The following is an 18,751-nucleotide window of genomic DNA, read 5'->3' on the forward strand; positions in this document are numbered from 1 at the left end:
TGCAACTATTGTTTCATCATCTTTCAAGAAAATTCACTTGACATCTTGCGGAAACAGCAGCGCTATAGTATATGTAGAGGTACGGCCAGCGATTATTGCCTGGTCTTTTCATAATGGAAACCATATAGTAGAATAGCTGTAACTCTATGCATTCGAAGGAGGAACTAGTGTGTCCATTGAATTAAGAACGAAGTACGGACAGATTGATATATCTAATGAAGTCATTGCGATGGTTGCAGGAGGCGCGGCGGTTGACTGTTACGGCATTGTCGGCATGGCCTCTAAAAACCAGATTAAAGACGGACTGACTGAAATCCTTCGGAAAGAGAATTTCAGCAGGGGTGTCCAAGTTCGCCAAGAAGGAGAACAGATACATATCGACATGTATATCATTGTCAGCTACGGCACGAAAATTTCTGAAGTGGCACATAATGTCCAAACAAAAGTAAAGTACACAGTAAATCAAACCATCGGACTGGCAGTGGATTCTGTCAATATTTATGTCCAAGGCGTACGAGTGACGAACCCGTAGTTAGGAGGAGTAGGATTGTCTATCAGAACATTAGACGGCAGAACCTTTGCCGAGATGATTCTTGCGGGAGCGCAGAATCTGTCTCAAAACGCCAGTGCAGTTGATGCACTGAACGTGTTTCCGGTGCCGGACGGTGATACGGGAACAAATATGAACCTGTCGATGACTTCCGGAGCAAGAGAAGTTGAACAAATGGATACGGATGATATCGGGAAGGTGGGCTCCGCGTTATCTAAAGGGCTGCTCATGGGAGCACGCGGAAATTCAGGAGTTATCCTATCCCAATTGTTCCGCGGATTTAGCAAAAGCATTGAAACGAAAAAAGAAATTAATGCACTTGAGTTTGCCGCTGCGCTGCAAGCAGGTGTAGACATGGCGTATAAAGCTGTCATGAAACCTGTAGAGGGCACCATTTTAACAGTTGCAAAAGACGCTGCAAAAAAAGCAATGATCTTAGCAGAAAAAGAAACCGATATCACTGCGCTGATGACTGCAGTGACAGAAGAAGCAGAGGCGTCTTTAAACCGCACCCCTGAATTGCTACCTGTCCTAAAGGAAGTAGGAGTTGTCGATAGCGGGGGCAAAGGCCTGCTCTGTGTGTATGAAGGTTTCCTTGCTTCATTAAAAGGTGAAACTGTACCTCAGAAAGCAGTTCTTCCGTCACTTGACGACATGGTCAGCGCAGAGCATCACAAGAGCGCGCAAAGCATGATGAATACCGAAGATATTGAATTTGGATTCTGTACCGAAGTGATGGTTAGGCTTGATCAGACAAAAAGAGAGTTCGACGAAGGTACGTTCAGGCAAGACCTCAGCCAGTTCGGAGATTCTCTGCTTGTGATTGCGGATGAATCGCTGGCGAAGGTTCATATTCATGCTGAAGAGCCGGGAAACGTGTTAAACTACGCCCAGCATTACGGTGAATTGATCAAAATAAAAATAGAAAATATGAGAGAACAGCATACCTCTATCATCAGTCAAGAAAGCAAACCTGCAGACAACGAAACACCGCCGGCAAAACAGCCGTATGGCATTGTGACTGTGGCGATGGGAGAAGGAATTTCAGACCTGTTCAAAAGCATTGGCGCTTCTGTTGTGATCGAAGGCGGCCAGACCATGAACCCAAGCACTGAGGATATTGTTGATGCCGTGAAGTCTGTAAATGCAGATACGGTATTTATCCTGCCTAACAACTCCAACATTATCATGGCTGCTAACCAAGCGGCCAGTGTAGTGGATGAACAGGTTTTTGTCATTCCTGCTAAAACGGTTCCGCAAGGGATGTCAGCCCTGCTGGCTTTTAACCCGGATCAAGAAGCTGAAGCGAACGAGGCCAATATGCTAAGTGCCATTCAGCAAGTAAAAAGCGGACAGGTGACATTCTCAGTCAGAGATACTCATATTGACGGTAAAGATATTAAAAAAGGCGACTTTATGGGCATTCTGAATGGAACGATTATCGGCACTTCTGAAAATCAGCTGTCAGCCGCGAAAATGCTGCTGTCAGAAATGATCGGAGAAGATGATGAAATCGTGACCATTCTATATGGTGAGGATGCGTCTCAGGAAGAAGCTGAGCAGCTTGAAGCGTTTCTCAGTGAAAAGTACGAGGAGATTGAGGTTGAGATCCACAATGGGAAACAGCCTCTGTATTCGTATATAGTTTCTGCAGAATAGAAGGGCAATTTGCCCTTCTATTCTTATGTCTGCTTTTAAGTGCGGCAGCGCTGTAACGCGCCCGCTTGCCATTTTATATCTGATCAATTAGTCTAGAAGCAAAGCGCTAATAAGCTCTGGTTCATAAGGAGGAATAGCATGAAATACAGAAGCGTTTTTGATATTATCGGCCCGGTTATGATCGGTCCGTCCAGCTCTCATACAGCGGGAGCTGCCAGAATCGGGAGAGTGGCCAGAAGTTTATTTGGCAGAGAGCCTGAGCGCATCATTGTATCTTTTTACGGCTCGTTTGCGGAAACGTATAAGGGCCACGGCACAGATGTCGCGATTATCGGCGGATTGCTTGATTTTGATACATTCGATGAACGGATTAAAACCGCTATACAAATTGCAGAAGCTAAAGGAATTGATATAGAGTTTCGGGTAGAAGACGCAGTCCCGGTCCATCCGAACACAGCAAAAATCACCATTTCTGATGAAAAGGGTGAGCTGGAACTGACGGGTATTTCGATTGGCGGAGGAAAGATTGAAATCACAGAATTGAATGGTTTTGAGCTCCGGCTGTCAGGAAATCATCCGGCCATATTAGTTGTTCATAATGACAAATTTGGCACAATTGCCGGTGTTGCCAATGTTCTGGCGAAATTTTCAATCAACGTAGGACATATGGAAGTAGCCCGGAAAGATATCGGCCAGCTTGCGCTGATGACAATAGAGGTCGATCAAAATATTGACGACCATATTCTCGACGAGCTGTCGAAGCTGCCGAATATTATTCAAGTGACAAAGATTGCTGACTAGCGAAAGGGTCAGGAGGAGCCAGTTATGTTTCGTAATGTAAAAGAATTAATTGAGATTACTAAAGAAAAACAAATATTGATCTCTGATGTGATGATAGCTCAAGAGATGGAAGTAACAGAAAAAACAAAAGAGGACATTTTTCAGCAGATGGATCATAACCTGTCTGTTATGGAAGCGGCGGTTCAGAAAGGACTCGAGGGAGTTACGAGCCAAACGGGCTTAACAGGCGGAGATGCCGTTAAATTGCAGGCCTATATTCGATCAGGAAAAAGCCTGTCTGGCCCGCTGATTTTAGATGCTGTATCGAAAGCCGTTGCAACAAATGAAGTAAATGCAGCCATGGGAACCATCTGTGCGACACCGACTGCAGGTTCTGCCGGTGTGGTGCCCGGTACGTTATTTGCTGTAAAAGAAAAGCTGAATCCAACAAGAGAACAAATGATCCGCTTTTTGTTTACAGCCGGGGCTTTTGGATTTGTCGTGGCCAATAACGCAAGTATTTCCGGCGCCGCCGGAGGATGTCAGGCAGAGGTTGGATCAGCTTCAGGCATGGCGGCTGCGGCTATTGTTGAAATGGCAGGAGGAACACCCGAACAAAGCGCGGAGGCCATGGCCATTACATTAAAAAATATGCTAGGCCTCGTGTGCGACCCTGTTGCAGGGCTTGTTGAGGTGCCTTGCGTGAAACGGAATGCGATGGGCGCGTCAAATGCGATGATTGCCGCTGATATGGCATTGGCGGGCATTACAAGCCGTATTCCATGTGATGAGGTTATCGATGCCATGTATAAAATTGGCCAAACGATGCCAACTGCACTTAGAGAAACAGGCCAGGGCGGTTTAGCGGCGACACCGACAGGAAGAGAATTAGAGAAAAAAATTTTCGGAGGAGCGCTAGGTTCACGTGAAACAACATCAGCAAACTAGTATAGCTAACATTAAGGGTATTGGGCCGGAAACAGAAAAAACATTACACGAACTCGGTATTAATGACATTTCTGATCTTCTGAATTATTTCCCTTATCGCTATGATGACTACGAGCTGAGGGATTTAGAAGAAGTAAAGCATGATGAAAGAGTCACAGTCGAAGGGAAGGTTCATTCAGAGCCTTCTCTTACCTATTACGGAAAAAAACGAAACAGGCTGACATTCAGGCTTCTGGTCGGCCACTATTTAATCACTGCCGTATGTTTTAACCGGCCCTATTTGAAGAAGAAGCTTTCGCTTGGCTCTGTGGTGACGGTTTCAGGTAAATGGGATAAGCACCGCCAAACCATCTCTGTTCAGGAGTTGAAAAACGGGCCGCATCAAGAAGACAAAAGCATTGAACCAGTGTATTCTGTGAAAGAAAATGTTACCGTCAAAATGATGAGGCGCTTTATTCAGCAGGCGCTGACTCAATATGCAGACTCACTTCCTGATCCTCTACCGGAAAAGCTAAGAAAAAGCTATAAACTGCCTGACTATTATCAAGCGTTAAAAGCAATGCACCAGCCTGAAACAAGGGAAGCATTAAAGCTTGCCAGACGGCGGTTTGTTTATGAAGAATTTTTGTTGTTTCAGTTGAAAATGCAGGCGTTCCGAAAGGCGGAAAGAGAGCAGACACAAGGGATACGGCAGCGTTTTTCAAACGAAGAACTCATGAGATTTATCAAAAGCCTCCCGTTTCCCCTCACAAACGCCCAGTCACGCGTTCTTCGCGAAATAACAGCAGACATGTCTTCTCCATACAGAATGAACCGTCTTCTTCAAGGGGACGTTGGATCAGGAAAAACGGCAGTCGCCGCCATTGCACTGTATGCCGCGATCCTATCCGGATACCAAGGAGCGCTCATGGTGCCGACAGAAATTCTGGCCGAGCAGCATGCTGATTCGCTCGTTTCGCTATTTGAAAAATGGGACGTCAGCGTTGCTCTTTTGACAAGCTCTGTTAAAGGGAAGCGGCGAAAAGAACTGCTTGAGCGTCTTGCGGCGGGTGAGATTGATATTCTTGTAGGAACCCACGCTTTAATCCAAGACGAGGTGGAGTTTAAGGCGCTGAGTCTCGTTATTACAGATGAACAGCACAGATTTGGAGTTGAGCAGCGCAAAAAGCTTCGGAACAAAGGGCAGGATCCCGATGTTCTCTTTATGACAGCCACTCCAATCCCAAGAACATTAGCGATCACAGTGTTCGGTGAAATGGATGTATCTGTCATTGATGAGATGCCGGCTGGACGAAAGCGAATTGAAACCTATTGGGTAAAACATGACATGCTGGATCGTATTTTGGCATTTGTCGAAAAAGAATTAAAGCAAGGCAGGCAGGCTTATATCATCTGTCCGCTGATTGAAGAATCAGACAAGCTTGATGTGCAAAACGCCATTGACGTGTACAATATGCTTTCTGATATTTTTCGGGGAAAATGGAATGTCGGCCTTATGCATGGGAAGCTACATTCCGATGAAAAAGACCAGGTCATGAGAGAATTCAGCGCAAATCACTGTCAAATTCTCGTATCAACTACTGTTGTTGAGGTTGGCGTGAATGTTCCGAATGCAACGATTATGGTGATTTATGACGCCGACCGTTTCGGACTATCACAGCTTCACCAGCTGCGTGGCCGTGTTGGACGGGGTGAGCATCAATCTTTCTGTATTCTGATGGCTGATCCAAAATCAGAAACAGGGAAAGAACGGATGAGGATCATGTCGGAGACCAATGACGGTTTCGAGCTGTCTGAAAAGGATCTGGAACTGAGAGGTCCCGGTGATTTCTTCGGAAAAAAACAAAGCGGAATGCCGGAATTTAAAGTGGCGGACATGGTTCATGATTACAGAGCGCTTGAAACGGCAAGGCAGGATGCTGCGAATCTTGTGGCTTCTGACGCGTTCTGGAAGGAGCCGGAATACGCTGTGTTAAGAGATGAATTGCTGAAGAGCGGAGTAATGGACGGGGAAAAATTAAGCTGAGTATCAGAAGTTTTTGGTGTTCAGCCAGAAACAATCGTTGCATTCCAATCTATGAAATTATATACTACTATTAGTACCTAGTCTTAATTGTCCGGATGGTGTTTAGATATGAGAAGAAATAAGAGAGAACGCCAGGAATTACTTCAGCAGACGATTCAAGCAACCCCCTTTATTACAGATGAAGAATTAGCGGGTAAATTCGGGGTGAGCATCCAGACGATACGTTTGGACCGCTTAGAGCTTTCCATACCTGAACTGAGAGAAAGAATTAAGAACGTGGCAGAGAAAACACTTGAGGACGAAGTGAAGTCCCTGTCACTTGATGAAGTTATCGGAGAAATTATTGACCTTGAGCTGGATGATCAGGCGATATCCATTTTAGAAATAAAACAGGAGCACGTGTTCAGCCGGAATCAGATTGCGAGAGGCCACCATTTATTTGCACAGGCGAATTCTTTGGCCGTTGCAGTCATTGATGACGAGCTGGCGCTGACTGCAAGTGCAGACATCCGCTTTACAAGACAGGTAAAGCAGGGAGAACGTGTCGTAGCAAAAGCGAAAGTGACGGCTGTCGAAAAAGAAAAAGGAAGAACGGTTGTCGAAGTGAACAGCTACGTTGGCGAAGAAATTGTTTTTTCTGGACGCTTTGACATGTATCGTTCAAAACATTCATAAAGGTGGAGCATGCATGAGAATAGCTGTAGATGCAATGGGAGGAGACCACGCTCCCAAAGCTGTTATTGACGGAGTTATAAAAGGTATAGAGGCATTTGATGATCTCCATATCACACTTGTCGGTGACAAAACAACGATAGAATCACATTTAACAACTACATCAGATCGCATCACGGTGCTGCACGCAGATGAAGTGATTGAGCCTACGGATGAACCGGTCCGTGCCGTGCGAAGAAAAAAGAACTCATCTATGGTTCTTATGGCGCAGGAGGTTGCGGAAAACAGAGCTGACGCCTGCATTTCAGCAGGAAATACCGGTGCATTAATGACAGCCGGTCTCTTTATTGTCGGAAGAATTAAAGGAATTGACCGTCCGGCGCTTGCCCCGACACTTCCGACTGTTTCGGGAGATGGATTTCTTCTCCTTGATGTCGGCGCCAATGTCGATGCCAAACCGGAGCACCTCGTTCAATATGCCATCATGGGTTCTGTTTATTCTCAGCAAGTGCGCGGTGTCACTTCACCGAGAGTCGGACTTTTAAATGTCGGAACAGAAGATAAAAAAGGAAACGAACTGACGAAGCAGACGTTTCAAATTTTAAAAGAAACAGCAAACATCAATTTTATTGGAAACGTGGAAGCGCGAGACCTTTTAGATGATGTGGCGGATGTTGTAGTAACAGACGGCTTTACCGGGAATGTTACACTCAAAACGCTGGAAGGCTCTGCGTTGTCAATTTTTAAAATGATGAGAGACGTAATGACGTCTACTTTGACATCCAAGCTTGCAGCAGCTGTGCTGAAACCAAAATTGAAAGAAATGAAAATAAAAATGGAGTATTCGAATTATGGCGGAGCAAGTCTTTTTGGCTTAAAAGCGCCTGTGATCAAGGCGCACGGCTCTTCAGATTCAAATGCTGTATTCCATGCGATTCGGCAAGCAAGAGAGATGGTCAGCCAAAATGTGGCTGCTCTCATTCAGGAAGAAGTGAAAGAAGAAAAAACAGATGAGTAGTCTGGAGGTTTTTACATCATGAGTAAGATTGCATTTTTATTCCCGGGTCAGGGATCACAATTTATCGGCATGGGAAAAGAGCTTTATGAGCAGGTGCCTGCTGCAAAGCGTCTGTTTGATGAAGCCGATGAAACGTTGGAAACAAAACTCAGCTCGCTTATTTTTGAGGGGGATGCTGAAGAATTAACACTTACATACAATGCGCAGCCTGCTTTGCTTACGACAAGCATCGCTGTCCTTGAGAAATTTAAAGAATCTGGCATTACACCTGATTTCACAGCAGGACACAGCCTTGGTGAATATTCTGCACTGGTTGCGGCTGGCGCTCTGTCTTTCAAAGATGCTGTTTATACCGTCAGAAAGCGCGGAGAGTTTATGAATGAAGCGGTGCCGGCTGGCGAAGGAGCAATGGCTGCGATTCTCGGCATGGATGCTGAAGCATTAAAGCAAGTAACCGATAAAGTCACAGAGGAAGGCAACCTTGTACAGCTTGCGAATCTCAACTGTCCTGGCCAAATCGTCATTTCCGGAACAGCTAAAGGGGTTGAGCTTGCATCTGAACTGGCAAAAGAGAACGGTGCAAAACGCGCAATTCCGCTTGAAGTAAGCGGTCCGTTCCATTCCGAACTGATGAAACCGGCTGCTGAAAAGCTGAAAGAGGTATTGGACGCCTGTGACATAAAAGACGCTGATGTTCCGGTCATCTCAAATGTTTCTGCTGACGTGATGACTGAAAAAGCAGATATCAAAGAAAAACTTATTGAGCAGCTTTACTCTCCGGTTCGTTTTGAGGAAAGCATTAACAAGCTAATTGCAGAGGGTGTTACGACTTTTATTGAAATCGGTCCCGGAAAAGTGCTTTCAGGCCTTGTGAAAAAAGTGAATAGACGGTTAAAAACAATTGCTGTATCAGATCCGGAAACGATCGAGCTGGCAATTCAAACGCTTAAGGAGGAGAATGATAATGCTTAATGATAAAACGGCTATTGTCACTGGCGCATCCCGCGGAATCGGCCGCTCAATCGCCCTTGATCTGGCAAAAAGCGGAGCAAATGTTGTCGTGAACTACTCCGGCAATGAAGCGAAAGCAAATGAAGTGGTAGATGAAATCAAATCAATGGGCAGAAACGCAATTGCTGTCAAAGCGGATGTATCAAATCCCGAAGATGTACAAAACATGATAAAAGAAACGCTGTCTGTTTTTTCTACAATTGACATTCTGGTTAATAATGCGGGAATTACAAGAGACAATCTCATCATGAGAATGAAAGAAGACGAATGGGATGACGTTATTAACATTAACCTGAAGGGTGTTTTCAACTGCACGAAAGCTGTTACAAGACAAATGATGAAACAGCGTTCAGGCCGGATTATTAACGTATCGTCTATCGTCGGCGTCAGCGGAAACCCTGGACAGGCCAACTATGTGGCTGCAAAAGCCGGCGTCATCGGTTTAACCAAGTCTTCTGCTAAAGAGCTCGCCAGCCGAAATATTACGGTAAACGCAATAGCGCCAGGATTTATCTCAACTGATATGACAGATAAACTTGCAAAAGACGTTCAAGACGAAATGCTGAAACAAATTCCGCTCGCGCGCTTTGGTGAACCTAGCGATGTCAGCAGTGTTGTCACGTTCCTAGCTTCAGAGGGAGCCCGTTATATGACAGGCCAAACGCTTCATATTGACGGCGGAATGGTGATGTAAGTTTTTTCTCGAAAATTTCATCATAGTTTCTCTAGTTTTTTAAAAACGAATCCACTATAATACTTGAGGGGAGGTGAATTGCTATGGCAGACACATTAGAGCGTGTAACGAAAATCATCGTAGATCGCCTTGGCGTTGATGAAGCAGACGTCAAACTTGAAGCTTCTTTCAAGGAAGACTTAGGTGCTGATTCCCTAGATGTAGTTGAGCTTGTTATGGAACTTGAAGACGAGTTTGATATGGAGATTTCTGACGAAGATGCTGAAAAGATTGCAACAGTCGGCGACGCTGTGAACTACATACAAAACCAGCAATAAGCTGATGCTAAAAGTCCCGCCGAAACGCGGGGCTTTAGCCCTTTATTCGTGCAGTTATTACAGCATGCCGCTTTTACGCGCGCTGTATCCGGTTTAGTCAGAGAAGCGCGGTGAACCTGATGTGCCTATGGAGGTTACTATGTCAAAACACTCACATTATAAAGATAAAAAAAAGTTCTATAAAAAAGTAGAACAATTTAAAGAGTTTCAAGAACGGATTTCGGTTCACTTTCAAAATGAAAAGCTTTTGTATCAAGCATTTACACATTCATCTTATGTGAATGAGCATCGGAAAAAGCCGTATGAAGATAATGAAAGGCTTGAATTTTTAGGTGACGCTGTTTTGGAACTGACGATCTCCAGATTCTTATTTGCCAAATACCCGGCTATGAGTGAAGGAGATTTGACGAAATTGAGAGCCGCAATTGTTTGCGAACCGTCTCTCGTTTCATTGGCTCACGAGCTGTCATTCGGCGATCTTGTCCTGTTGGGTAAAGGCGAGGAAATGACAGGCGGAAGAAAGCGTCCTGCTCTATTGGCGGATGTTTTTGAGGCATTTATCGGAGCCTTGTATCTTGACCAGGGATTAGAGCCGGTCGAAAGTTTCTTAAAAGTTTATGTGTTCCCTAAAATTAACGATGGTGCTTTTTCTCATGTGATGGATTTCAAAAGCCAGCTGCAGGAATACGTGCAGCGGGACGGCAAAGGCTCTCTGGAGTATAAAATTTCCAACGAAAAAGGACCTGCGCACAACCGTGAATTTGAAGCCATCGTATCTCTAAAAGGTGAACCACTCGGAGTCGGAAACGGCCGTTCAAAGAAAGAAGCCGAACAGCACGCTGCTCAGGAAGCTTTAGCTAAATTGCAAAAACACCATACGAAACAATAAAATCCCCCTTATGACTCAGGGGGATTTCAGTATGTATGCCGTCTTATTTCACCAATGTTTATGATAGAATTGAAATACTTATTACATAAGGAGGATCGCTATGTTCCTCAAACGTTTAGACGTTATAGGATTTAAATCATTTGCAGAACGGATTTCCGTAGACTTCGTTAAAGGCGTGACAGCGGTTGTCGGGCCGAACGGAAGCGGAAAAAGCAACATCACGGATGCCATTCGCTGGGTTCTCGGCGAACAATCGGCACGCTCTCTTCGCGGCGGAAAAATGGAAGACATCATTTTTGCCGGGAGTGATTCAAGAAAGCGATTAAATCTAGCTGAAGTTACGCTTACTCTTGATAATGATGATCATTTCTTGCCAATTGACTTCCACGAGGTGAGTGTCACAAGACGTGTGTACAGATCAGGTGAGAGTGAGTTTCTGATTAACAATCAGCCGTGCCGCTTGAAGGATATTATTGATTTATTTATGGATTCTGGCCTTGGTAAAGAAGCATTTTCTATTATCAGCCAAGGGAAAGTGGAAGAGATCCTGAGCAGCAAAGCGGAGGATCGCCGCAGTATCTTTGAAGAAGCGGCCGGGGTGCTTAAATATAAAACGAGAAAGAAAAAAGCAGAAAATAAACTGTTTGAGACACAGGACAATCTAAATCGGGTAGAAGATATATTACATGAGCTTGAAGGACAGGTTGAACCTCTTAAAATTCAAGCTTCAATAGCGAAAGACTACCTTGAGAAAAAGAAAGAGCTGGAGCATGTTGAAATTGCGCTGACTGCCTATGATATCGAAGAGCTGCATGGTAAATGGTCGACTCTTAAAGAGAAAGTGCAGATGGCAAAAGAAGAAGAGCTTGCTGAATCGTCTGCTATTTCTGCGAAAGAAGCAAAGATTGAGGATACAAGGGACAAAATACAAGCGCTTGATGAGTCAGTAGATGAGCTCCAGCAAGTTTTACTGGTAACTAGTGAAGAGCTGGAAAAGCTTGAAGGCCGTAAAGAAGTCCTGAAAGAACGAAAGAAAAACGCTGTACAAAACCAAGAACAGCTTGAAGAAGCTATCGTTCAGTTCCAGCAAAAAGAAACGGCTCTGAAAGAAGAGCTATCGAAGCAGGAAGCTGTCTTCGAAACGCTTCAGGCTGAGGTGAAGCAGTTAAGGGCGCAAGTAAAAGAAAAACAGCAGGCTCTCAGTCTTCACAATGAAAATGTCGAAGAGAAAATCGAGCAGCTGAAAAGTGATTATTTTGAGCTGTTAAACAGCCAGGCTTCGATACGCAACGAACTCCAGCTTCTTGATGACCAGATGTCTCAATCCGCTGTCACATTGCAAAGACTTGCGGACAACAATGAAAAGCACTTGCAGGAACGGCGTGATATTTCTGCGCGTAAAGCCGCATGTGAAACGGAATTTGCTCGAATTGAGCAGGAGATTCACAGTCAAGTCGGTGCATATCGTGATATGCAGACAAAATATGAGCAGAAAAAGCGCCAATACGAAAAAAATGAATCCGCTCTGTATCAGGCATACCAATACGTTCAGCAAGCGAGATCAAAAAAGGACATGCTTGAGACGATGCAGGGAGATTTCTCCGGCTTTTATCAAGGTGTTAAAGAAGTGCTGAAAGCGAAAAAGCGCCTTGGTGGAATTCGCGGAGCGGTTCTTGAGCTGATTTCTACAGAACGGAAGTATGAAACGGCCATTGAAATAGCGCTCGGCGCTTCTGCTCAGCATGTCGTGACCGACGATGAACAATCTGCCCGAAAAGCGATTCAATATTTAAAGCAGAATTCCTTCGGCCGGGCGACGTTTCTGCCTCTTTCTGTTATTAGAGACCGCCAGCTTCAAAGCCGTGACGTGGAAACAGCCGCCCGGCATTCATCATTTCTCGGGGTTGCCAGTGAACTTGTCACATTTGATCTTGCGTATCGAAGCGTCATCCAGAATCTTCTTGGAACCGTTCTGATCACAGAGGACTTAAAGGGTGCAAACGAGCTTGCGAAGCTTCTCGGGCACCGGTACCGCATCGTAACCCTTGAGGGAGATGTTGTGAACCCCGGTGGTTCAATGACGGGCGGCGCGGTTAAAAAGAAAAATAACTCCCTCCTTGGAAGAAGCCGGGAGCTAGAAGATGTGACGAAACGGCTCGCTGAAATGGAAGAGAAAACAGCACTGCTTGAACAAGAGGTCAAAACCCTTAAGCAATCCATTCAGGATATGGAGAAAAAACTGGCTGACTTAAGAGAAACCGGGGAAGGCTTAAGGTTAAAGCAGCAGGATGTGAAAGGCCAGCTGTACGAACTTCAAGTTGCCGAGAAAAATATCAATACCCATTTAGAGCTCTATGACCAAGAAAAATCTGCTCTGTCAGAAAGCGATGAAGAGAAAAAAGCGCGCAAACGCAAGCTTGAAGAAGAGCTCTCTGCCGTTTCTGAAAAGATGAAACAGCTTGAAGAGGACATAGACAAACTGACAAAACAAAAACAAACGCAATCCTCAACGAAAGAGTCTCTCTCCAACGAGCTGACTGAGCTGAAGATCGCTGCGGCCAAAAAAGAGCAGGCATGCAAGGGGGAAGAGGACAACCTTGCCAGATTAAAGAAAGAGCTCACTGAAACAGAGCTTGCGTTAAAAGAAGCAAAAGAAGACTTAAGCTTCTTAACGTCAGAGATGTCATCTAGCACCAGCGGCGAAGAAAAGCTGGAAGAAGCAGCAAAACATAAATTGAATGACAAAACGAAAACGATCGAACTGATTGCATTAAGGCGCGATCAGCGCATCAAGCTTCAGCATGGGCTTGATACGTATGAGCGTGAGCTGAAAGAAATGAAACGCCTGTATAAACAAAAAACAACGCTCTTAAAAGACGAAGAAGTCAAACTCGGACGGATGGAAGTCGAGCTTGATAATTTACTCCAATACTTACGGGAGGAATACAGCTTGTCCTTTGAGGGGGCAAAAGAGAAATATCAGCTTGAAACTGATCCAGAGGAAGCCAGAAAGCGCGTGAAGCTGATTAAACTCGCAATTGAAGAGCTGGGTACCGTGAACCTCGGAAGCATAGATGAGTTTGAGAGGGTCAACGAACGGTACAAGTTTCTGTCGGAACAAAAAGAAGATTTAACAGAAGCGAAAAATACCTTGTTCCAAGTGATTGAAGAAATGGATGAAGAAATGACGAAGCGCTTTAACGACACATTCGTCCAAATCCGCTCACACTTTGATCAAGTTTTCCGCTCCTTATTCGGAGGAGGGCGAGCTGAACTGAGGCTCACCGATCCTAACGATCTGCTTCATTCAGGAGTCGAGATTATCGCTCAGCCGCCGGGGAAAAAGCTGCAAAACTTAAACCTCCTGTCAGGCGGAGAGCGTGCGCTTACTGCTATAGCGCTCTTATTCTCAATCCTAAAGGTTCGTCCAGTGCCGTTTTGCGTCCTTGATGAAGTAGAGGCTGCGCTCGACGAAGCGAATGTGTTCCGGTTTGCGCAGTATTTAAAAAAATACAGCAGTGATACCCAGTTTATTGTGATTACCCACAGAAAAGGAACGATGGAGGAAGCGGATGTGCTTTATGGCGTAACCATGCAGGAATCCGGTGTTTCCAAGGTAATCTCCGTTAAGCTGGAAGAAACAAAAGAATTCGTTCAGTAACGAGGAAAGAGGTTAAAAGATGAGCTTTTTTAAAAAATTAAAAGAGAAAATCACAAAACAGACAGATTCCGTATCTGAAAAGTTTAAGGATGGACTTGAAAAAACAAGAAACTCCTTTCAAAACAAAGTGAATGATCTTGTATCCCGTTACCGTAAAGTGGATGAGGATTTCTTTGAAGAGCTTGAAGAGGTTCTTATCAGCGCGGATGTCGGTTTTACAACCGTTATGGAATTAATAGATGAGCTGAAAAAAGAAGTCAAACGCAGAAATATTCAAGATCCAAAGGAAGTCCAGTCAGTGATTTCTGAGAAACTGGTCGAGATTTATAACAGCGGAGATGAGCAAATTTCAGAACTGAACATCCAGGATGGGCGTTTAAACGTAATCCTTCTGGTAGGTGTAAACGGCGTCGGGAAAACAACAACGATCGGAAAGCTTGCTCATAAAATGAAACAAGAAGGAAAATCTGTCGTACTTGCCGCCGGAGACACTTTTAGAGCGGGAGCCATTGAACAGCTGGAAGTATGGGGAGAGCGTACAGGAGTGCCTGTCATTAAGCAGACGGCAGGAAGCGATCCGGCGGCTGTCATCTACGATGCTGTTCATGCTGCGAAAGCAAGAAATGCCGATATATTAATTTGTGATACGGCAGGTCGTCTCCAAAACAAAGTAAATCTCATGAAAGAGCTTGAAAAAGTAAAACGTGTTATCGAAAGAGAAGTTCCTGAAGCTCCGCATGAGGTGCTGCTTGCCCTTGATGCCACGACCGGCCAAAATGCAATGGCTCAGGCAAAAGAGTTCTCTAAAGCAACAAATGTTACCGGCATTGCCTTAACGAAGCTTGACGGTACGGCAAAGGGCGGTATCGTCCTTGCGATTCGCAACGAGCTTCACATCCCGGTTAAACTAGTCGGTTTAGGAGAAAAAGTTGATGATCTTCAGGAATTTGATCCAGAATCCTATGTGTACGGACTCTTTTCAGATTTAGTGGAAAAAGCCGACGATTAAGAAAAAGGCCCCTACATCTTGGGGCCTTTTCTTTTTTATCTTCTTACTTGATAGGCGAAATGATAAAGACTGTTATCAGTGGATACCAGTCTTGATTCACCTGAAAAAACTCTGAATGGGATGATGTCATAGTAATGAACAGAAACAGATGTGTAATACGTGTAATACCCAGCAGCTGGCCCCAAATACATTGGAACCTCAAATGTTCCGTTTGCATCAGTTGTTCCTGAAGCAGTTTGTGTTGTGTTTCCGACCTTCGTGTCCGCTTCAAATCTTACGGGCGCGTTTGGCACTGGCTGTCCGTTTTGGTCGAGTAATTTGCCGCTTACTGTAATATTGTACTTGACTCGCCAATATTGACCTTGTCCGTAATTGATTTTACCGTATACCCCTCCATCTGTGCTGATATTTGTGATTGAGGCCTTATAAGGTGCCTCAGCAGCGTCTGCTTGCTGTGCCGGGAAACCTATTGTAAACAGGGCTGCCAGACATAACATAAACAATAAACCGATTTTTTTCATAAAAATCCTCCTTAAAATAGGGTTCATATACAATATCGGAATAAATTGGATGATATTTAGCGTATTTTGGAAAAAGTTAATCGCCGCTTTGACAAGATAAAAACTTGACAGTGTCAATAAAACCGTGTAAACTAAGTTATCGTAAAGGGATTTGACTTAACAAAGGGGAGAGCTCAAATGTCACTCGAAAAGACAACGAGAATGAATTATCTGTTTGATTTTTATCAGTCGTTGTTGACGTCAAAACAGAAGAGCTATATGTCGCTTTATTATTTGGACGATTTCTCCCTAGGCGAAATAGCCGAAGAATATGAGGTTTCAAGACAAGCTGTTTATGATAACATCAAACGAACAGAAGCGATGCTTGAACAATATGAAGAAAAGCTGCTCCTTTTGAAAAAGTTTCAGGAGCGTAAAGAGATGTTTAATAAGCTGAAGGAGCTTGCTTCCGGTTCAAAAGAAGAGGAAGAAATTACAGCTCTGATTGAAGCGCTTGAGAAATTAGATTAGGAGGCGGCAAACTATGGCATTTGAAGGATTAGCCGACCGACTGCAGCAGACGATTTCTAAAATCCGCGGAAAAGGGAAAGTCAGCGAACAAGATGTAAAAGATATGATGCGTGAGGTTCGTCTTGCGCTGCTTGAGGCTGACGTTAACTTTAAAGTAGTCAAAGATTTTGTCAAAAAAGTAAGTGAACGCGCTGTAGGCCAAGACGTCATGAAAAGTCTGACGCCCGGCCAGCAGGTCATTAAAGTTGTTAAAGAGGAACTGACTGAGCTGATGGGCGGCGAAGAGAGCAAAATCGCCGTCGCAAAAAGGCCGCCGACTGTTATTATGATGGTCGGTCTCCAAGGTGCCGGTAAAACGACAACAAGCGGTAAGCTTGCGAATCTGCTGCGCAAAAAGCATAATCGCAAACCGATGCTGGTTGCTGCCGATATTTACCGCCCAGCCGCAATTAAGCAGCTGGAAACACTCGGCAAACAGCTTGATATGCCTGTTTTCTCTCTTGGCGATCAGGTCAGTCCTGTAGAAATAGCTAAACAGGCTATTGAGAAAGCCAAGGAAGAACATTATGACTATGTCATTTTGGATACGGCAGGCCGCTTGCATATCGACCATGAACTGATGGATGAACTGACCAACGTCAAAGAAATCGCGAATCCGGAAGAAATTTTCCTGGTTGTCGATTCAATGACCGGTCAGGACGCTGTGAATGTTGCCAAAAGCTTTAATGAACAGCTCGGTTTAACCGGTGTTGTGTTAACTAAGCTGGATGGAGACACACGCGGCGGGGCTGCGCTTTCTATTCGCGCTGTCACAAACACGCCAATTAAGTTCGCAGGTTTGGGCGAAAAGCTTGATGCGTTAGAGCCGTTCCATCCTGAACGCATGGCATCAAGGATTCTCGGCATGGGCGACGTGCTGACATTGATTGAAAAAGCACAGGCCAGCGTTGATGAAGACAAAGCCAAAGAGCTGGAACAAAAAATGAGAACGATGAGCTTCACATTGGACGATTTTCTGGAGCAGCTCGGGCAAGTCAGAAACATGGGGCCGCTTGATGAGCTTCTGCAAATGATGCCGGGTGCAGGTAAAATGAAAGGCCTGAAAAACATCCAAGTTGATGAAAAACAGCTGAATCATGTGGAAGCAATCATCAAATCAATGACTGTTCTTGAAAAAGAACAGCCGGATATTATCAATGCCAGCCGGCGGAAGCGGATTGCAAAAGGAAGCGGGACATCCGTACAGGAAGTCAACCGTCTGCTTAAGCAGTTTGATGAAATGAAAAAAATGATGAAGCAGATGACAAACATGTCAAAAGGCAAGAAAAAAGGGTTTAAGCTACCTTTTATGTAATCGGTTATACATGATAAAACCGTTGTTAAGAAAAAACACTTTACAAACACTTTTATCATTGTTAATATACTATCTTGTTGAAATATTTTCGGAGGTGCTAGTAAAATGGCAGTAAAAATTCGTTTAAAACGTATGGGAGCAAAAAAATCTCCTTTCTATCGTATTGTTGTAGCAGATTCTCGTTCACCACGTGACGGCCGTTTCATCGAAACAGTCGGAACTTACAACCCGGTTGCAAAACCAGCGGAAGTAAAAATTGACGAAGAGCTTGCTCTTAAATGGCTTCAAACTGGAGCGAAACCATCTGATACAGTTCGCAACTTGTTCTCTAGCCAAGGAATCATGGAAAAATTCCACAACGCTAAACAAGGCAAGTAATGACTGATCAACACTTGGAAGATTTGATTGTCCACATTGTGACGCCGCTTGTTGATCATCCAGATGACATTCGCGTCATAAGAGAAGAAACCGATCAAAAGATTGCGCTGCGCTTATCTGTCCATAAGTCAGATACCGGTAAAGTTATCGGAAAGCAAGGCCGGACTGCAAAAGCGATTCGAACAGCTGTATTTGCAGCTGGCGCACAGTCTTCTAAGAAAGTTCAATTTGAAATATTTGACTAAAAGGGAGAGGGCCGGCACCTCCCCTTTTTTTACACGCAAAAAAAGGGTAAACTGATAGAAGCTTAGGCAAAATAGAAAAGCCTGGGCGAGAAAAAGTTTTAAAAGCGGGGAGCTTGGTGCGATGCAAATTATTCACCGTGTAGCCGTTATGCAAGTCTTAACCGAGCGCAGTAAAGAAAAGCTTTTAGCTTCTTTTGTCGAAAAGAAACAAATGCTTGAACGAGAATGCAGCCAGCTCTATTTTCAGCTTAGAAAACATGAGAAAGAACAGCAAAACCCTGATATGATTGAACAATTTAAAAAGGCAATAGAAAAGCGAAAAGATGATATAAAAATCATCGATTTTCAAATTGCTCAAGTACATACATTGCCGCTTGGCAGTGAGTTGAAAGAAAAGGAAGTCGATGCGCTGCTGACGATTGAAGCCGGGGATGACTGGCATGAGAAAACAGCAGCGAACACCATCGTCATAAAAGACGGAAAAGTAATTGAAATTCGCCAGAGGTGAT

Annotated in this window: 19 protein-coding genes; 18 read left to right on the top strand and 1 reads right to left on the bottom strand. The window is 44.4% G+C overall.

Annotation, left to right across the window (positions count from 1 at the left end; all coding sequences use genetic code 11):
* Positions 1–169: 169 nt before the first annotated feature.
* The 13 genes from MHH79_RS08525 (at position 170) to ftsY (ending at position 15,234) form a co-directional block, all read left to right on the top strand.
* Positions 170–532, top strand: a complete 363-nt coding sequence (locus MHH79_RS08525) for an Asp23/Gls24 family envelope stress response protein (protein WP_003232054.1) — start codon at positions 170–172, stop codon at positions 530–532.
* Positions 533–547: 15 nt separating this feature from the next.
* Positions 548–2,209, top strand: coding sequence for a DAK2 domain-containing protein (locus MHH79_RS08530; RefSeq protein ID WP_208556462.1), 1,662 nt, complete (start codon positions 548–550; stop codon positions 2,207–2,209).
* Positions 2,210–2,347: 138 nt separating this feature from the next.
* Positions 2,348–3,010, top strand: coding sequence for an L-serine ammonia-lyase, iron-sulfur-dependent subunit beta (gene sdaAB, locus MHH79_RS08535; RefSeq protein WP_003232050.1), 663 nt, complete (start codon positions 2,348–2,350; stop codon positions 3,008–3,010).
* Between the two features lie 24 nt (positions 3,011–3,034).
* Positions 3,035–3,937: an L-serine ammonia-lyase, iron-sulfur-dependent, subunit alpha gene (gene sdaAA / locus MHH79_RS08540; protein ID WP_003232049.1), complete on the top strand. Its 903-nt coding sequence runs from the start codon at positions 3,035–3,037 to the stop codon at positions 3,935–3,937.
* Positions 3,915–5,963 (top strand): ATP-dependent DNA helicase RecG, encoded by a 2,049-nt coding sequence (recG, locus tag MHH79_RS08545; RefSeq protein WP_309529604.1) that lies wholly within the window; start codon positions 3,915–3,917, stop codon positions 5,961–5,963. Before sdaAA ends, recG begins: the two co-directional genes overlap by 23 nt.
* A gap of 108 nt (positions 5,964–6,071) precedes the next feature.
* Entirely contained in the window at positions 6,072–6,638 is a 567-nt protein-coding gene (gene fapR / locus MHH79_RS08550) for a transcription factor FapR (protein WP_003232044.1), read from the top strand.
* Positions 6,639–6,651: 13 nt separating this feature from the next.
* Positions 6,652–7,653 carry a phosphate acyltransferase PlsX gene (gene plsX / locus MHH79_RS08555; RefSeq protein WP_160243921.1) on the top strand — a complete coding sequence of 334 codons (1,002 nt, stop codon included), beginning with the start codon at positions 6,652–6,654 and terminating at the stop codon, positions 7,651–7,653.
* Positions 7,654–7,671: 18 nt separating this feature from the next.
* On the top strand, positions 7,672–8,625 hold the full coding sequence (fabD, locus tag MHH79_RS08560) for an ACP S-malonyltransferase (RefSeq protein ID WP_003245314.1): 954 nt from the start codon (positions 7,672–7,674) through the stop codon (positions 8,623–8,625).
* The gene (gene fabG, locus MHH79_RS08565) at positions 8,618–9,358 is read left to right on the top strand and encodes a 3-oxoacyl-[acyl-carrier-protein] reductase (protein WP_014476789.1); all 741 of its coding nucleotides are present in this window, start codon (positions 8,618–8,620) and stop codon (positions 9,356–9,358) included. The genes fabD and fabG overlap by 8 nt, the downstream gene beginning before the upstream one ends.
* Positions 9,359–9,441: 83 nt before the next feature.
* A complete protein-coding gene (gene acpP, locus MHH79_RS08570) occupies positions 9,442–9,675 on the top strand; it encodes an acyl carrier protein (RefSeq protein WP_003154310.1) in 234 nt (77 codons plus the stop codon).
* A 139-nt stretch (positions 9,676–9,814) separates the two neighbouring features.
* A complete protein-coding gene (gene rncS, locus MHH79_RS08575; RefSeq protein ID WP_003232030.1) occupies positions 9,815–10,564 on the top strand; it encodes a ribonuclease III in 750 nt (249 codons plus the stop codon).
* 100 nt (positions 10,565–10,664) lie between these two features.
* Entirely contained in the window at positions 10,665–14,225 is a 3,561-nt protein-coding gene (smc, locus tag MHH79_RS08580; RefSeq protein WP_340035088.1) for a chromosome segregation protein SMC, read from the top strand.
* 19 nt (positions 14,226–14,244) lie between these two features.
* A complete protein-coding gene (gene ftsY, locus MHH79_RS08585) occupies positions 14,245–15,234 on the top strand; it encodes a signal recognition particle-docking protein FtsY (RefSeq protein ID WP_015383647.1) in 990 nt (329 codons plus the stop codon).
* A 35-nt stretch (positions 15,235–15,269) separates the two neighbouring features.
* On the opposite strand, the gene MHH79_RS08590 is transcribed toward ftsY, so the two are convergent.
* A complete protein-coding gene (locus MHH79_RS08590) occupies positions 15,270–15,755 on the bottom strand; it encodes an Ig-like domain-containing protein (RefSeq protein WP_003245834.1) in 486 nt (161 codons plus the stop codon).
* Positions 15,756–15,932: 177 nt separating this feature from the next.
* Between MHH79_RS08590 and MHH79_RS08595 the strand changes: the two genes are divergently transcribed.
* The 5 genes from MHH79_RS08595 to MHH79_RS08615 all read left to right on the top strand — a co-directional run bounded on the left by MHH79_RS08595 (position 15,933) and on the right by MHH79_RS08615 (position 18,750).
* Positions 15,933–16,265 carry a putative DNA-binding protein gene (locus MHH79_RS08595; RefSeq protein ID WP_003238590.1) on the top strand — a complete coding sequence of 111 codons (333 nt, stop codon included), beginning with the start codon at positions 15,933–15,935 and terminating at the stop codon, positions 16,263–16,265.
* A gap of 13 nt (positions 16,266–16,278) precedes the next feature.
* Complete coding sequence (ffh, locus tag MHH79_RS08600; protein WP_014113771.1) at positions 16,279–17,619, top strand: signal recognition particle protein; 1,341 nt, start codon at positions 16,279–16,281, stop codon at positions 17,617–17,619.
* A 105-nt stretch (positions 17,620–17,724) separates the two neighbouring features.
* Positions 17,725–17,997: a 30S ribosomal protein S16 gene (gene rpsP / locus MHH79_RS08605; RefSeq protein ID WP_003220815.1), complete on the top strand. Its 273-nt coding sequence runs from the start codon at positions 17,725–17,727 to the stop codon at positions 17,995–17,997.
* Positions 17,997–18,242 (top strand): KH domain-containing protein, encoded by a 246-nt coding sequence (locus MHH79_RS08610; protein WP_014476792.1) that lies wholly within the window; start codon positions 17,997–17,999, stop codon positions 18,240–18,242. The genes rpsP and MHH79_RS08610 overlap by 1 nt, the downstream gene beginning before the upstream one ends.
* Positions 18,243–18,363: 121 nt before the next feature.
* Positions 18,364–18,750, top strand: coding sequence for a YlqD family protein (locus MHH79_RS08615; protein ID WP_340035089.1), 387 nt, complete (start codon positions 18,364–18,366; stop codon positions 18,748–18,750).
* Position 18,751 lies beyond the last annotated feature (1 nt).

This window comes from Bacillus sp. FSL K6-0993 (assembly GCF_037977205.1).
In the GTDB taxonomy this organism is placed as follows: Bacteria; Bacillota; Bacilli; order Bacillales; family Bacillaceae; genus Bacillus; species Bacillus subtilis.

Excerpts from the sequence above, each read along its gene's own strand:
- smc (WP_340035088.1), top strand. The coding sequence starts at position 10,665 with ATGTTCCTCAAACGTTTAGACGTTATAGGATTTAAATCATTTGCAGAA.
- MHH79_RS08610 (WP_014476792.1), top strand. The coding sequence starts at position 17,997 with ATGACTGATCAACACTTGGAAGATTTGATTGTCCACATTGTGACGCCG.
- acpP (WP_003154310.1), top strand. The coding sequence starts at position 9,442 with ATGGCAGACACATTAGAGCGTGTAACGAAAATCATCGTAGATCGCCTT.
- sdaAA (WP_003232049.1), top strand. The coding sequence starts at position 3,035 with ATGTTTCGTAATGTAAAAGAATTAATTGAGATTACTAAAGAAAAACAA.
- fabG (WP_014476789.1), top strand. The coding sequence starts at position 8,618 with ATGCTTAATGATAAAACGGCTATTGTCACTGGCGCATCCCGCGGAATC.
- ftsY (WP_015383647.1), top strand. The coding sequence starts at position 14,245 with ATGAGCTTTTTTAAAAAATTAAAAGAGAAAATCACAAAACAGACAGAT.
- MHH79_RS08595 (WP_003238590.1), top strand. The coding sequence starts at position 15,933 with ATGTCACTCGAAAAGACAACGAGAATGAATTATCTGTTTGATTTTTAT.
- ffh (WP_014113771.1), top strand. The coding sequence starts at position 16,279 with ATGGCATTTGAAGGATTAGCCGACCGACTGCAGCAGACGATTTCTAAA.
- plsX (WP_160243921.1), top strand. The coding sequence starts at position 6,652 with ATGAGAATAGCTGTAGATGCAATGGGAGGAGACCACGCTCCCAAAGCT.
- rpsP (WP_003220815.1), top strand. The coding sequence starts at position 17,725 with ATGGCAGTAAAAATTCGTTTAAAACGTATGGGAGCAAAAAAATCTCCT.
- sdaAB (WP_003232050.1), top strand. The coding sequence starts at position 2,348 with ATGAAATACAGAAGCGTTTTTGATATTATCGGCCCGGTTATGATCGGT.
- rncS (WP_003232030.1), top strand. The coding sequence starts at position 9,815 with ATGTCAAAACACTCACATTATAAAGATAAAAAAAAGTTCTATAAAAAA.
- fapR (WP_003232044.1), top strand. The coding sequence starts at position 6,072 with ATGAGAAGAAATAAGAGAGAACGCCAGGAATTACTTCAGCAGACGATT.
- fabD (WP_003245314.1), top strand. The coding sequence starts at position 7,672 with ATGAGTAAGATTGCATTTTTATTCCCGGGTCAGGGATCACAATTTATC.
- MHH79_RS08590 (WP_003245834.1), bottom strand. The coding sequence starts at position 15,755 with ATGAAAAAAATCGGTTTATTGTTTATGTTATGTCTGGCAGCCCTGTTT.
- MHH79_RS08615 (WP_340035089.1), top strand. The coding sequence starts at position 18,364 with ATGCAAATTATTCACCGTGTAGCCGTTATGCAAGTCTTAACCGAGCGC.